The organism is Paenibacillus germinis, from assembly GCF_013141785.1.
Lineage (GTDB): Bacteria > Bacillota > Bacilli > Paenibacillales > NBRC-103111 > Paenibacillus_E > Paenibacillus_E phytorum.
The window spans coordinates 141,064-156,346 of sequence record NZ_WHOC01000095.1; the positions used below are offsets into that span (position 1 = coordinate 141,064).

The 15,283-nt window shown below is 47.0% G+C and carries 11 protein-coding genes; 1 reads left to right on the plus strand and 10 read right to left on the minus strand.

All coding sequences use genetic code 11. The features are described from left to right. Nucleotide 1: 1 nt before the first annotated feature. The 3 genes from GC102_RS20475 to GC102_RS20485 form a co-directional block, all read right to left on the minus strand. Nucleotides 2-1,102, minus strand: a complete 1,101-nt coding sequence (locus GC102_RS20475; protein ID WP_246321019.1) for an ABC transporter substrate-binding protein — start codon at nucleotides 1,100-1,102, stop codon at nucleotides 2-4. A gap of 201 nt (nucleotides 1,103-1,303) precedes the next feature. Further along, complete coding sequence (locus tag GC102_RS20480) at nucleotides 1,304-2,299, minus strand: aromatic ring-hydroxylating dioxygenase subunit alpha (protein ID WP_246321020.1); 996 nt, start codon at nucleotides 2,297-2,299, stop codon at nucleotides 1,304-1,306. A gap of 13 nt (nucleotides 2,300-2,312) precedes the next feature. Then, nucleotides 2,313-3,698 (minus strand): amidohydrolase family protein, encoded by a 1,386-nt coding sequence (locus GC102_RS20485; RefSeq protein WP_171691169.1) that lies wholly within the window; start codon nucleotides 3,696-3,698, stop codon nucleotides 2,313-2,315. Between the two features lie 267 nt (nucleotides 3,699-3,965). Here GC102_RS20485 and GC102_RS20490 point away from each other — a divergent pair, with 267 nt between their 5' ends. Further along, nucleotides 3,966-4,427 carry an Lrp/AsnC family transcriptional regulator gene (locus tag GC102_RS20490; protein ID WP_171691170.1) on the plus strand — a complete coding sequence of 154 codons (462 nt, stop codon included), beginning with the start codon at nucleotides 3,966-3,968 and terminating at the stop codon, nucleotides 4,425-4,427. A 63-nt stretch (nucleotides 4,428-4,490) separates the two neighbouring features. On the opposite strand, the gene GC102_RS20495 is transcribed toward GC102_RS20490, so the two are convergent. From GC102_RS20495 to GC102_RS20525, 7 genes are all read right to left on the minus strand, one after another. Continuing rightward, a complete protein-coding gene (locus GC102_RS20495; protein ID WP_171691171.1) occupies nucleotides 4,491-5,447 on the minus strand; it encodes a 3'-5' exoribonuclease YhaM family protein in 957 nt (318 codons plus the stop codon). 94 nt (nucleotides 5,448-5,541) lie between these two features. Then, a complete protein-coding gene (locus GC102_RS20500; RefSeq protein WP_171691172.1) occupies nucleotides 5,542-6,723 on the minus strand; it encodes a stalk domain-containing protein in 1,182 nt (393 codons plus the stop codon). Between the two features lie 50 nt (nucleotides 6,724-6,773). Then, complete coding sequence (locus tag GC102_RS20505; protein WP_171691173.1) at nucleotides 6,774-7,985, minus strand: VWA domain-containing protein; 1,212 nt, start codon at nucleotides 7,983-7,985, stop codon at nucleotides 6,774-6,776. 3 nt (nucleotides 7,986-7,988) lie between these two features. Next, nucleotides 7,989-10,361 carry a DUF5682 family protein gene (locus tag GC102_RS20510; RefSeq protein WP_171691174.1) on the minus strand — a complete coding sequence of 791 codons (2,373 nt, stop codon included), beginning with the start codon at nucleotides 10,359-10,361 and terminating at the stop codon, nucleotides 7,989-7,991. Further along, on the minus strand, nucleotides 10,319-11,410 hold the full coding sequence (locus tag GC102_RS20515; RefSeq protein ID WP_171691186.1) for an ATP-binding protein: 1,092 nt from the start codon (nucleotides 11,408-11,410) through the stop codon (nucleotides 10,319-10,321). The genes GC102_RS20510 and GC102_RS20515 overlap by 43 nt, the downstream gene beginning before the upstream one ends. Continuing rightward, nucleotides 11,386-13,200: a HEAT repeat domain-containing protein gene (locus GC102_RS20520; RefSeq protein ID WP_171691175.1), complete on the minus strand. Its 1,815-nt coding sequence runs from the start codon at nucleotides 13,198-13,200 to the stop codon at nucleotides 11,386-11,388. The genes GC102_RS20515 and GC102_RS20520 overlap by 25 nt, the downstream gene beginning before the upstream one ends. Nucleotides 13,201-13,524: 324 nt before the next feature. Beyond that, on the minus strand, nucleotides 13,525-14,964 hold the full coding sequence (locus tag GC102_RS20525; protein ID WP_171691176.1) for an SWIM zinc finger family protein: 1,440 nt from the start codon (nucleotides 14,962-14,964) through the stop codon (nucleotides 13,525-13,527). Nucleotides 14,965-15,283: the final 319 nt, after the last annotated feature.

Consider the following 15,283-nt stretch of genomic DNA (forward strand, 5'->3'; position numbering starts at 1 on the left):
CTTACTTTTTAGGTAAAAATTGCGTTGTGAACACTTTGTCGATGTTCTCTGCTGTTTTCAGAACACCCACATCAACAAGCTGCTTCTGAACTTCTGTCCAGCGCTCTTTGGTCATTACTCCTGTTCCCTTGGTTGCTGCATCTCCGCCGAATACAAAATCCATCTCTTTAGCAGCGCTATATTTCATCATATCTAAGCCCATATCTGGATTCTTCACTTGAATGGAAGGATTGATCTCCTCGGAATGATCCTTGTAATAATCCCAGCCTTTAACCGTAGCTTCTACGAAAGCTTTCACTTGGTCTGGATGTTCAGCAATCATTTTCTCCGTAGTGAAGTATACGCCAGCATAAATGTTATAACCGGAGTCGGCAACCAAAAGCGTGCCGTGCTCTACCTTTTGCTGAGAAAGAGTGAACGGTTCAGAAGTTACATACCCTTGCGTAAGAGCCTTGGGATCGCTGACAAAGTTAACTAATTGACCTGTATATTTCATTTCTTGGGCACTGTCTAATTTGTATTTCTTCTTAATAAATTGCCAGAAGCTGGCCGTTGAAGCCACGTATACCTTATGTCCGTTTAAATCACCAAAATCTTTAATCGCAGCATCTTCTTTATGATAAAACAACGCTTGTGGACTCTTTTGCATGGAGGTTGCGATAGCTACAATCGGAATACCCTCTTGTCTGGCTACCAGGATATCATCGCCATTGGCCATACCGAATTGCGCTTTGCCTGAAGCGACGATTTGTGTAGAAGAAACCTGGGGACCACCCGGCATAAGCGTCATATCAAATCCTGCGTCTTTGTAGAATCCTTTGGCCAAGGCCGCAAAGTTCCCGCCATGTTCGGGTTCGGCGAACCAGTTTAAAACAACAGTTGCAGGTACGACTGCTTTGGTTGCTGTCGTTGCAGCCGGTGAAGCTGCTGGAGCAGTGGAAGCCGTCGCTTGCGCCAATGGTGCTGTAGATGTCGCTGACGTTGAAACCGATGAGCCCGCATTACCGCATGCGGCGAGCACACTTGAGATCATAACTAAGCTAATGAACAAAACAACTGGGCGTTTCGCTGCAAGCGGATTGGTAAGATGAAATGGTTTCATATTAAACTTCCCCTCCATATTTGGTTTTCTCTACAAAAGAACTTATCAATCTTTAGTCAAATATAGAGTTGATGGCCTGTTCAAGTCAACGAATAGACTAACGTTTTGTATTTCCACACAATAAAAGTACGTCTTTTTATTACTTTTTCAAGAATTGTTTTAGAAAAACACACTTATATTGCGCGAAAGACGAACGTTCACTCACATCGTGCCAACAACCACGCCTAATTCTTTCAACCAACGACGATACGCAATGGAGAACCGGTCGACCTTATGGTTGAGTTCGACCTGCAGATCCAGCGGCAGAAGCTCCGGCTTCTGAGTCTCGATTACCCTCGAATCTTGTTCAAACACGATATCCTGGAAGCGAATAAAATTCGCATCATCTACGTCATAGGCATAATTCCGCGATACCATCATGAATACAACGCATTCTTCTGCGGCTACAGGCAAAACCGTCAACATAATCCACAAGGTTTGGCCATTGCTCGGATCTGATTTGGACAATCGAGCCGATAGAGGCCGATAAACTTCCTTCATATATACGTATGTCGTACCTTCACTCTTATCCGAGCCGGAATGGGCAACAGGTTGAAAGATCGGAATATTTTCGATATAGATGCGTTCCTTCTCCTTGATAACCTGAAAGTCAGGCAGCTCCGCATAGTCAGGGTGTCCGAGCAAATTCTGATGGACGAACATCAAATGTGCGAAGTCTGTAAAATTCTCGATCACTCTCGTTCCAGCTGCCTCAACTTTGTATGGGCCGCATGGTAATGGACGAAACTCCGGATTAGCAAACTCTTCGAAATGAGGCAAAGGCGCTACAGGTTCACCTATACATACCCAGATAAAACCGTATTTCTCTTCACAGGCATAGGTTTGCGCCTTAGCTCTGAGAGGAATCTTCTCTCCCTTAGGCTGAGCTGGAATACAGATACATTGCCCAGATGAATCATACTGCCAGCCATGATATGGACAGACTAGGACATCATCTTGTACCCACCCTCTGGAAAGCATGGCTCCACGGTGAACGCATAGATCTTGCAGGGCATGAACCCCTTTGCTAGAGCGGTAAATCACTACTCTTTCACCCAAAATGATGACACCCACAGGTTGGTCTTTCAACTCAGACGCGAGGTACACAGCATGCCAATCATTTTCAAGTACAGGATCATGTAGACGTTGTAAAGCCATTGAAATCATCCTCCTACTCTATATTTGCAAAAACAGGATATTGCCCCGCCAGCTTATTGCGCAGAGCATCAACCCTTGCTTGTGCTCTCTCTAGAACTTCCTGCTCATCGATCCATGTGCTTTTTCCCTTCTCTACAACAACCTGACCGCCAACAATAACGAGATCGACATCATTACCGTTCGCGTTATAAACTAGCGCTGAAGAAGCGCGATGCACGGGACTAATGTGTGCTTTGAGCATATCTACAGTCACTAGATCTGCCTTCTTGCCTGGTTCAAGACTGCCCAAATCAGCACTTCTTCCAACGGCCTTTGCTCCATTCACAGTAGCCATACGCAGCACATCCATCGGCGGCAATAAGGTTGCATCCAGCTCATTCACCTTATGCAAGCACGCCGTAAACTTCAGCACCTCTAAGTTATCTTGGCAATTATTGCTGCCAGGACCATCGGTACCTAGGGCGACGTTAATACCCATACGCAGCATTTCAGGTACTCTGGCAACACCAGAAGCTAAGTACATATTGGATACTGGACAATGGATGACGGAAGCTTGCTTTGCACGAATCATTTCTAGTTCTCCATCATCGAGCCACACACCATGAACAACCTGAGTTTGCTCGCCCAGCAGTCCAACTTCATTCAGCAATTCCAAATTGCGCAGACCATAGCGGGCTATCGTCGTGTCGATCTGTTCGCTCGTTTCAGCGACATGTACGTGAGATATCAGCTTGCGATCCCGGCTAAAGACAGCCGCCCGCTCTAGATACCCTCGGGAGCATCCATATAAATTAAGCGGCCCTAATGCAATTCGAATCCGACCGGAGGCAGCGCCATCCCATTCATCAAGTAAACGATCTGTACTATCAAATATCTGCTCCTCTGTTTCCCTTAAGCGAACTTCTCCAGCCAAATCCGAGCCACCTCTGGCCAAATGTCCACGAATCCCAGAATCAACCATCGCTTGCAACACACTTGCATCATTCTCTGGATACGTGTGGATATAATGGTGATCCATCATATATGTCGCGCCCGATTTTAAATTTTCGATACATCCAATTAAAGCAGCTAAATAAAAATCTTCAGGCTCCATCGTGAGGCTCATTGGCCAAATAATCTCCTTCAGCCACTGCGCGAGCGGGGAGTGATCCGATACCCCTCTCATGAACGTTTGAAACAAGTGGGTGTGGCCATTGATGATCCCGGGAATGACGACTTTACCCGAAGCATTGTACGTATACGAAGATTGTGAGATTAAATGGTCCAAGCTCCCGTCTGATCTCCATTCCCCCACTTCACGGATCACATCATGCTCCATATACACAAAGCCAGGTTTGAAAATCTGATTGGTGGCATTCATGGTCAAAACCGTACCGTTATAAATTAATTTGTTTGACATTTTACCACCTCCTTCATGTGTTATGTAATATGACATAACTTCGCTTGTTTTCTTTATGTGTTATGTTAATTAACATCATTATATGAACGAACATTTTTATCGTCAACTCCATTTGTAAATGTAAACACTTGATATAGTTACGTTTTTATCATATTTATAACCATCTTGATTAACATAATTTGATTTCGAACGTAAAATACGTTCTTTTAATGAGAATACTATGATAAAATTAACAACTGTATATATTTACGAAAAGGAGTCTTGCTTATGTTAGATCTTCCTCACCTCGATCAAATAGATCAAGAAATCATCAAGTTACTACATGAGAACGGCCGGATATCCTATGCAAAAATCGGGGAAATACTCAATCTCTCACGTGTTGCGATTCAAAAACGAGTCGAAAACCTCATCGAAAAGGAAGTCATCGAAAACTTCACAATTCGGTTGAACGCGACCAAATTAGGTAAAGTCGTCAGCGCTTTTTTCGAAGTCGAAGTGGAGCCGCGTTTTGCTGAGGAAGTAGGTAATCTGCTCTCCGCTGACTCCAACGTCATTAGTATTTATCAAATGACGGGGAGCAGCTCCCTGCACATGCACGCCTTGCTCAAAGATGATGCTGCGCTCGAAGACTTCCTCTACCAAAATATTTACAAATTGAAAGGCGTCGTACGCGTTAACACGCAGGTCGTCATTAAACGCTTTAAACAAGGAACTGGATTGGAACTGTGAGAAAAGACAAAAAAAACTGCGCGAGCATCTGTGCTCACGCAGTTTTCGTTATTTTGATATAAATTATAAGTTCAAACGATACATCGCCTTATTTTCTAGTCCGCGGATCATCGGCGTCCATGCTTCTGTTTCCGGCGTTGTCATCAGAGTATCCTCAACCATCTGGAGCTTCGCATCCATCGAATCAATGTAATGTAAAGCAACAGCTTCTGGAATTTGAGGCAGTACCGGACTCCCCCATTCTGGCAAGTTGTGGTGGGACAGCACAATATGCTGCAGACCTATGACAACATCCGACTGGAGGTCAATCCCCTGATGCAAAGCAGCTTCCGTAATCCAGTTCGACGCCATCGAGATGTGTCCGAGCAGCTTTCCTTGCACACTATAATCAGAAACGATCCCTAACTGCGCGATCATTTCTTCAGGTTTGGCGATATCATGCAGAATGATGCCCGCTTTAATTAAATCGGGATTAAGAAATGGCCGCTGATTACAAATAAATTCACCAATTTCCAGCATCCGTACAATATGATAAGCAAGGCCGGCGAAATAGGCATGATGATGCGTTTTGGCAGCAGGATAATGGTTTAGCTTCTCTTCAACTTTGGTCACACAGAATGAAACAATCGACTTGATGGCCGGATTCGTAATACTTTCCAAAACTTGATTTATCGTATGAATAAGATCGATTGGACTAATCGGTGCTGAACGGATGAAATCCGTAATATGTATGCCATCCTCTGGCAGCGCCTTGCGCAATCTACCAATTTTCACCTGTAATTTATCGCGATAGGTTTGAACTAAGCCTTGAACTTTGACCAACGTCATCGGGAAAAATGTTTCTTTATCGGTCGCGCTAACATCCCATAGTTTTGCAGAGATCTGCCCACTAGCATCGCATAACACAATGTCCATGAAATCTTTGGCAGGCGTGGTATTCGTTTGTTTGACTTCTAATTCTTTGATGAGGTAGTAGCCTACAAACTCTTCTGGTGCTTGCAATTGCTTAATTAACGTCATTTTAGTTCCTCCATATGTCATTAGGAACATTATACTACGAATAGGATCGAATTCATTAATAGAAAATGATAGAAATTTGAGAAGTGCTAATCTTTCACTCAAAGTCTTTTAAAGTCAGCAACCTGTTGCGAGGTATCTCGCTCATCGGCTTTCCTAATTTTGCCCCGACCTTTTCACGAAATGAAGCGTCACTTTCGATTTTGCGAAGGAGTTCATAAGACATTAACAGCCGAATATCCTGTTTATCCATTTTCAAATAAAATTGTATTCCATACTTTCGATATCCAAGCTCATCTTTTAACATTTCCGCAAAAGGAACCGTTTCCGGCTTAACTTCGACTTCCAACCCGGTATTATTGATATATTTCATGGCCAAAGTTTTGGGCCCACTCTGCTGTTCAAGGGGGAGGTGGAGAATAACGGAAGAAGAACTGTCTACCCATTCGACTTCATAACCAAGCTTTTCCGCGATCGCGCGTAATGGAACAAAGATTTCATCACCCGAAACAAATGCTTCCGGATGTTCCTCTAGGGTTTCACTTTTCACTTTGATTTTAATATCATTGTACGCGGCGCTAATTTCTGTAGGCGCCCCACTATGGGGAGAAAGAAGGTCATCCGGATTTGTTTCTTCGAATTCTAAACGGTTCGTTGTATCGATGACAATTTCATTCTTATCCTCATTCCAGTCTGCCGAATACCAAAGTGTATCACTGAAAAAAGAAGCAGGAACATAGATGGAGTTGTTCGTTATGAACGACTTTTTCGAGTACCCTCTATCATGATGTTCAAAAAATACCCGAATCTCTCCCTGTCTATGGGCAAGAATAGTCTCCGTGCGCGGAGGCTTAGGTTGTTGTTTCTCAGTCCTATCTGAGAGCCAATGCGTCAGCTTTTCTGCTCTTTCTGTACTAAGAAGATGCGTATCAAATACACTAACGTAAGGTAAATCCCATCTCTGGGAGTAAAATAAATAGGTTTCTCCAACTTCGATACCGGCACCGCATTGGTCCGAATCATCATTGGTCACAACAAAGGACGGAGACTGTCCCTTGAATACTTTATCTGGTTCCACCACTGCTATTTTATGCGACGGATACACGGCATCCACGCTCGTTACTTTAGCCGTAAAGATCGCACTCGCTTCCAGAAAATCTTCCTCAAACGTTGTCGGCCCGCGGGAACAAGCATACGCCTTAGGCGTCATAAAGCTGATAAACAGACCCAGTAAACAAACAAAACACAGCAATCCGATAATTCTACCTTTCAAGAGCACACACCCTTTCCTCCAAACGCAAAGGACTGTTCGGATGCCAGCATTATAAGCTACATCCCCTTACCATGCTTCACCCTCTCCGCAAGCACCGCAAGATCATGCCCTTTCAATGCCCCTTCAATGAATTCCGGGAGCTTCTCCGGAGAACATCCGAAACAAGGGATACCGTATTGAGCCAATTTTTTAGCAACAGCATCGTCATAAGAAGGTACGCCCTGGTCAGATAAAGCGAGTAAGCAGATCGTCTTCACGCCTGCCTGATGCATGTCGACAAGCCTTTGAATCATCTCAGTCCGATTGCCGCCTTCATATAAGTCTGAGACCAAGATAAACAGCGTTTTCTTCGGCTCCGTGATAAAAGGCTCGCAGTAAGCGATGGATTTGTTAATATCTGTTCCCCCGCCAAGCTGAATCCCAAACAGCATATCAACGGGATCTTCTGCACACTGCTCACTTAAATCAACGACCTCGGTGTCAAAAGCAACTACTCGCGTGTCCAGAGCCGGCATACTGGCGAAAATAGAACCAATAATGGACGCGTAAATGACAGAGCCCGCCATCGAACCGCTTTGATCAATATCCAGGATGACCGTCCACTCTTTGCTCCGACGTGCTCGGTCAAAGAAGTAGACTTTTTCGGGCAGCAGGAGACCGCGCTCCTTGTCGTAGTGCTTAAGATTTTTGCGGATGGTTGTGTTCCAGTCCAGTCCCGTGGACGACGGCAGCGGCGAATGCTGCCTGCGATTCAAGGCACCAGTAACTGCTCGGCGCAGATCCTGCGAAAGCCGCTTCACGATTTCATCTACAACGGCCTTCACTAATTGCCGTGCTGTTTCTTTCGTTTTCTCCGGTATTTTCCCTTTAAGCGCCATTAATGTGGCTACCATTTGGATGTCCGGCTTCACTTGGGAAAGCAGCTCCGGCTCGAAGAGCAGCTGCTTCAATCCTTTGCGCTCAATGGCATCGGATTGAATGACGGAGACCACGTCCGGCGGGAAAAAGGTGCGGATATCGCCCAACCACTTGGCAAGCTTCGGGGACGAAGGCCCCAGCCCCGCTTTGCGGGGGCCGCCCACGTTCGATCCGTCATCAGCACTAATGCCGGATGTCTCATCATAGATCGCGGCAAGCGCTTCATCCATGAGTCTCGACTCCTCGTCGAGCATTCCATCTCCAGCGCCAAAAGACTGCAGCTTCTCTTCGGAAGCAGCACCTAGGATCAACCGCCATCGCTTCAATTGTTCTTGATCTATCATGGTCATAGGCTACAAATCCCCAAAATCAAAATCGTTGAGCTCATCCAGCTTCTCCTTCTCTTCCTCGCTTAACGGCTGCTGCAAAGCAGTTCCGGCTTTATCTGCACCAACACCCCAAATATCGCCCATCATCTCGGCTACCGTTGCCTTCTCCCTCGGCTCGAATGAACCGAAAGCTCGGCGCAGAAACACAAGTGAACGTTGAAATGCCTCTTTTTCCAGCGATCCAATATAGGCATCTAGCTGCTGCCACAGCGATACCCTAGACAGCAGTGCGTATCGGTTGCGCATCGACATGCCTTCAAACCATCCCGCTCCCAGGTCAACAGGAATCCCTGGTGACAGGCGGCGTGAAACTTCCTGAGCAACGCGCTCATCCGGAATTTCGTTACGCTCAAGCAAAATAGCGAATGCGAAGCCCGACAGCTTTGCATTTCGGTCATCGCGAGAAGCCAGTTCTTGCAGTTTGTTCAACCACAGAGCGTCGTCTACCGCTTCAAAATGGTCTTGGGCAATTGTGTGCAGCGACTGAATCGCTCGAACCATACCCTGAGCAGCGTCATCGTTGCAGCCCGCGCTATCTACGAGAAGCAGCGTTCCCCGCAGGAATAACTGCTGGAGCAGCGGAACAAGGGTATCCGTTTCGATTCGGCGAATCGATCCATAACGGATCAACACCGACAGCTCATAGGCCGCCCCTGCGACCTGCTCGAAGTTGCCTGCATCCACCGTAAGGCCTTGCAGCGTGGATTTGGCCTGCTCCATCAGCTCCGTCAACGTGCAATCGCAAGCGATTCGAATAATGCGCGAAGCTTCCGCGATATCGCTGCAAACATCAAGCCGCTCCTTCAGCACGAAAGCCGCGGCCAGCTCAATCGTCTCCCCCTTCAAGGTCGACTCCACCGCTTGGATCTCAGCTTCCGGCGTCCACTGCAGTACCCAATTCTCCGCCCACGATGCGGAGTCTTGATTCACTCTTTGCTTCTTGGCAAAGTTAATGCCGAGCAATTCCAAACGGTGCAGGAGAACAGACCGCTTCAAATCCAGAAACGCAGCTTCCTCCGACTTCACCCTGCGGTTTTCGCGTAAATCCAACTCTAAGGTTGCAGCAACCGTAGATTTGAATTTCTCCAGCTTGAGCCGCTTGAGTTCTCTGTTCAAATCATCTTGAATTGGCGTCTGGCTGACTCCTTCTGGCAATCTGCCAATGGCCGTGCCCACGTCTGTCCTTGCCAACGCTTCCGCAATTGTCGAAAGCTCCCCATGACCGAGACATACGGTTGCAGCGTCCCGAAGGTCTTTCCACGTAGGATGACTACCATCGTGCAGAGCAGCAAGAGCCTCTGCCAGCCTCACACCTTCGATGAGCGAAGCTGTGGATCTATAAGTGCCATGTTCCCTGAGATGAGCCGCTACCTGTGAGAAATACAAAGAAGGGAGTCTGCTCAGATCACCTTTTTGAAGGCACTGCCAAAACAATTCGAAATAAGCGGGTGCCTGGTTCCCCGCCCCATATCCCGAGTGCGAAGACAGCTTGTAGTAAGAATAAGGCATCAGCGTAAGCTTGGTTGTCGTCTTGGGCAGCCCCTTCATCTCTTCATCCGTCATCACAGGAAAGCGGAAATCTAATGCGGAGGCGTGATGCGCGCCGGTTACAACTACTATTTTCTCAGGAGCGTGCCCAGCTTCAATAGCATGCTGAATTTTACGCCGCATGTAAGCTTCCCTGATTTCATTGTAGGCCGCATCTTGTGGAGCATATTGCCACTCCTGCTGAGCGGTCAGCTCCCGCATTTGAGCCGAGAATTGAAAAATGCCATGACGGTAGGCGTCTTTTTGCAAATTATGTTCAAAATGCCGCTCCCAGTAAGCCTCGTAGTCCGGTTCTTCTGAAAGATCGGCAAGCTGCTGATACAGTGTCCTCTGTTCGTGGACATACGCCCGAAAAGCGTCGTCCTCAGTCTGATTACTCTCTCCCTCAGCAGAGGATGACCTCCGTTTCCTTTGCTCGTATAGAGCTAAGGCATGCTCGGACGGCAAATCGATAAATTCAGCATGTGCACCATTGCGGCTAGCCCATTGAAACGCCTGATATTCCGGCGAATAATCTGCATACGGGTACAACAAGGTCCTTACGGGCAGTTGATCCGTATACGCCAAAATAGCAATCGGCGGGACAACGCCATGAGAGGTTAGTTCAGTAATAAACCCGCTTGCGTCGCTAGGTCCCTCAACGAGCACTGCCGTAGGCTTCACTTCATCTAAGAAAGCAAGCAGGTGGAAAGCACCTGCAGGAGATAAATGCCGTATACCAAAAACATGAAACTCCTGACTGCGATCTAGTTGTTCATCTCCGAGCACGCGAAGTACAGATTTCTCCATGTCGATCCCCGCTTTTTCATCACATTTTCTAGATATTCCTTCCATACGAGGCGATCCTTCTCTTCGTCTTTCACAATAGCTCCTTGCAACCCGGCTGCTATATCTTCTTCACTGATCTGTCCGCTGCCAAAGCTCCCAGCAAGTGCCATGCTGCCCGTTAACAGCGAGATCGCTTCAGCCGTAGAAATCACACCGCTCGGCCCTTTCACCTTCTCTTTGCCGTCGAGTGTCATCCCGCTGCGCAGCTCGCGGAAAATCGTCACAACCTTGCGCACCGCCTCCTCCTCTGGAAGCGACGCTCTCAACTCATAGCTCGTCGAAATCTCTCTGACACGCTTGCGAACAATTTCCACTTCCGTATCGATATCCGACGGCGATGGAAGCACGATGATGTTAAATCGCCGCTTCAAGGCGGCTGACATCTCGTTCACCCCACGGTCGCGCGTATTGGCCGTTGCAATGATAGAGAATCCCCTTGCAGCGAACACTTCTCTACCTAGCTCCGGAATTGAGATCGTCTTCTCGGACAGGATGGAGATCATAGCGTCCTGTACTTCGGACGCGCAGCGTGAGATCTCTTCGAATCTGGCGATCCCGCCTGTTTCCATTGCGCGGAAAATCGGGCTTTTGATAATAGCTTGATCAGAGGGCCCTTGCGCCAACAGCATGGCATAGTTCCATGAATAACGAATATGCTCCTCGCTCGTGCCTGCCGTTCCTTGAATTACTTTTCCAGAATCTCCATGGATGGCTGCCGTCAGATTTTCCGAAAGCCAAGACTTAGCCGTCCCTGGTTCTCCGATCAGCATGAGAGCTCGGTCTGTCAACAGCGTAGCTATCGCCATTTCTACCAACCGCTTGTTGCCGATGTATTTCGGCGTAATTGCGACCCCTTTTACATTTCCACCAATCAGGAACGTAAGTACGGCCTTCGGAGAAAGCTGCCACCCGGCTGGCTTCGCATCCTGATCCAATTTCTTCAAAGCTTCCAGTTCTTCCATATATAATCGTTCAGAGGGTAACCTTACGACATCTTGCTTTTGATCCATCCCCATAATCCCTGTCCCTTCTCTTCGTGATCTGAGCGTTCGGTTTGTTCCGGCTTCGCAGCTATCGTTTCCGCGATTTCTAGCAGTTGATTTTTCATGCCTTGATAGGAAAGCCCTTCTGCGAATTGCTGCAATCTCTCTGCATATGGCTTAGGCAGTAAAGAAAGCAATGTAAGCTGGACACGATCCAAGTAATAGAACTGCTTGGCTCCGCCTTTTTCCAATATATCCATGAGCAGCTTTGGCGCATCCGGATAGCTTTGGCTGAAGAGGATCAACAACATATTAGCTGTTTTACTTCGATTAAAATTAGGCAGCTCTTCGCATTTTTTGACTAGATAAGTCGTGACTTTCAGATCCAGGTCTTGAGCAAACCTACACACGAGCTCTTCCTCGTCCAATTTCACAAACAAATGCACCCATCTTGGATCCCATGTTGTAAAATTTGCTGAAGCAACCTCATGGGGTTCATCTGCTTGGTATAGCAGCGTCGGTGTCATTTCATACAACTCTCGCAATAATTCCTTAGCCGCCGGCTGCTTTTTATCCTTAAGATCATGGCAAAAGCGTTCGTAGACGTCTTCTGGAGGAAGAATCTTGATGGCCGCTCTAAAGCTGTAAGCAATAAATTTGCGATTGTACACCTCATGTAGAGTAACCGCAAATCCGTCTGCCTCTGGCAGATCCAATTGCAGCAGAAGATCAGCAGCAGCCTCCTGGACAGCTTCCGTTTCCGGAACAATAAAATTAGGCGTAGATAGCAATTTCTCTAGGAATTCTACGACTTCCGGTACTCTTTTGCCTTGTAAGCTGCGGATGTCCGCCAACAACTGTTGTGCGGAGTCTTCCACCTTTGTACGTTGAACGATTCGCTCCAACACACTTTCCGCATGCCCGATGACACTGAGAGTCAAATCGTTGGCCTTGCATAATTGAATTGGCTCTATGGCAAGATCCTGATCCTTCGACCCCAGTGCCTTGTAAAGGCGCGCGATCGCTTGCTCCGTCCCAAGACGAGATAAGGCGAATAAAGCGGCTCTGCGTATCTCTTTTTTCTTATCGTCCGCCTGCTCCAAAATAAAATCCTCTTGATCAGGATAATCGCCCAGAAGCTCAATCGCCGTGGAGCGGACTTCCGTTGAGCCCTGTTTGGCAGCTTGCAAAAGGAGGTCTAAGGCAGATGTGGGGAGCAAATCGTGGATTAGCTCCAATCTGCGGGCGTCACCTTTCCCGCCATCCAGCCGGAATTGCTGCTGAAGCGCGGGGAGTGCTTCCACTCCGAGTGTGGGCATCACCTTTCGATGGAGAAAATCAGGTATTTCTACATAACTGTCGTCTAACGCAGAAACAGCCGCAGGTATGACGCGGAAATCATGAAACAACCCATCGTCGTACCCTTGACGAATCTGCTCCATTCGGCCCTGACCTTTTTGTGTCAACGCCTCAATGAGTGGGTGCAGCTTGCGGTAAGGGAATGACGTCGAAAGATTCGCTCCCGTCCCTTCCATAGGTACGAGGTCCTCTTTCGTCTCCGTTTTCCCTTGCGTGTACAGCACGGAATTTAACAGCATGCCTAACTCTAGAAGTCTGCTCGCTGAACCGCTCGTCTCCGTGTCCAGAACTTGGCTAACCGCTTGAGCCATTCGGTTAAAAACCGGCGCTGACTCGCCCAGCTTTTGCAATTGGGGAAGCATTTTCTGCAAACGTAAATCGCCCGCCGCCATCCCGCTACCTGCTATAAACAAACGCCGCACCTCATGCTGCAGCTCAAACAATAGATCTATACTCATGAGTTCGTCTCCTAATTCTTTTCATCAATAAAGCACTACTCAAATATCTCTTGAACACTTGCTGCAAAATCATATCGAGATCTTAGATAGTTGGATTGGATTATCTGGAAACTCTCCATCTAATTTGCGCCTGGATAGCGCTTGAGTCATACTAGCGGGAAAAACTCCTGCTAAATCAGCGATTATTTAAGGATTGACCAAGATTCGAATATATTAGTAGTAGAATTTCCTGTTAAAGCCATAGATTAACGAAAATCAAAGTAATTTGCAGGAGTTTTTCCTGTTAAACTTTCTCCCGTACTTTAGTTCAATCTTTTTTAAACCTCAATAAAGCAAGCGAACGACTTCATTTGTCGTTACGATGCTTAAAGGCTGAGCCTTAAGCCTGTTATGCTGCCAATTGTGTTCGAACATAACCATAATCGCCTGATTCTGTAAGAACGTCTTATTTAGCATAGACAGCAAATGAGTCGTAGGCTCGCCGAGATATGGAATGTCCGCAAGAGGAATCTGCTTGCCCTGTTCATCTAACAATATATAGCCAGTTTCCGTCTTCTTGATCTCAGCAAATTGCAGCAGTACGACAGGGCGCTTGTCCGAAAGTGGATTTTTAATCTGATTCTTCACTTGTTTAATGACTTCTGGGAATGACTTGTGAGCTGAAGCACAGATCTTCTGAAAATCCTGTGAGTCAGCTTCGCGGAATGTCGCTTCCTCCCAACGCACTCTCTTGTTAAGCTCCCCTGGGTATTGCGCAAGTTCTTTCGCTTCGACGACCTGAAATACGGAATCTTCTTCACGTATGTATTTCGCTGCACGGAATGGCCGATACGTTCTTGTGATGTGGAGCTGTCCGCTTTGTAGGTCCGACCAGTATCCTTCATCTATGAACTCGCCCCGCGCCTGATCCGTATAGGATCGAAACGACAACTGCAGTAATTCTGAGGACTCGCTGCGAACGCGACCAGACTCCCTCAGTTCCGCGATTTGCCAGGCATGCCCCATCCATTCTTCCAACGCGGATTCCGTATCCATAGGATGATCTGGATTTTCCAATCTGCTGTTGAGATACTCCCTGCTTTTCTTAATCAATGCTTGCAGTGTGGTAAGCTGCTCGATCACGTTTGTATACATGGTCTCCCGATCTTCCAAAGCTCGGAACTGCAGTGTCAAATCACGAAGCGCTGTTTGGATTCCCGGGATATAATAGTTGCCGAGCTGTTTTGCCTGCTCTTCAGCGGTTTGCAGCGCCTTTTTGTCCAGGCCTCCTAGCCCTGACTGTACAAGCTGCAGGATAAGCTTCTCAGCAATACTGATCCCTTCCAGCTGTGCAGCTATTTTCTTCATTAACGCTGACTTGTTCGTCTTGCGCTTAACAACTGGAGCATCCGGGTCGACAGGTTCTTTCTTCTTTTCCTCCCGCTTCTCCGCCTTTTCCCTTTTATCCACAATATCTTGTGGTACGGGTGCAGTGATGAACGTTTTGCCTGACGTATAGGCATACATCAAACCCAGATTGTGTTTGCACGGAAACTGACGACTCGGGCATGAACAGCGGAATACGGGATTCCCCTCTTTCGCCACATCGACCGAACATCGATACGGGTCCTTTCCGCTACCTTTACACTCCCCAAAAATGATCGTCCCGTCCTCCGACTGACAGAGCAGCGGAAAACTATTTTTCTTCACCAAATCCTTGCCATTCTTGATCGCACTGCTGTTAAGTGCCAAACTATCTACATACGATTCCGTTAAATAATTCATCTTGTACCCCTCATAACTTGGTTATACAAACAATTTCCACACCATTCCTAAATTTTCCTTTTTCATGGGTATGGAATTTCAGCTGCGAATAGAACGAAGGACAAGAAAAACTAAATAAACGGCTTACGCCGTCATGGTTGAAAGTGTTTATTAAACTTGATGCAAAGCAAGCTACGCTCAAGAGGTAAATGCTTAAACATTCATTTGGTTATCCGTCTAATGTTGTAAATTTTACAACTTTAGGCAAGCAACTTTGCGTTTTCCACGCGATTGTTGTAAAAAATACAACAATTCCAGCCAAAAGTAGCTCAAAAGCCTA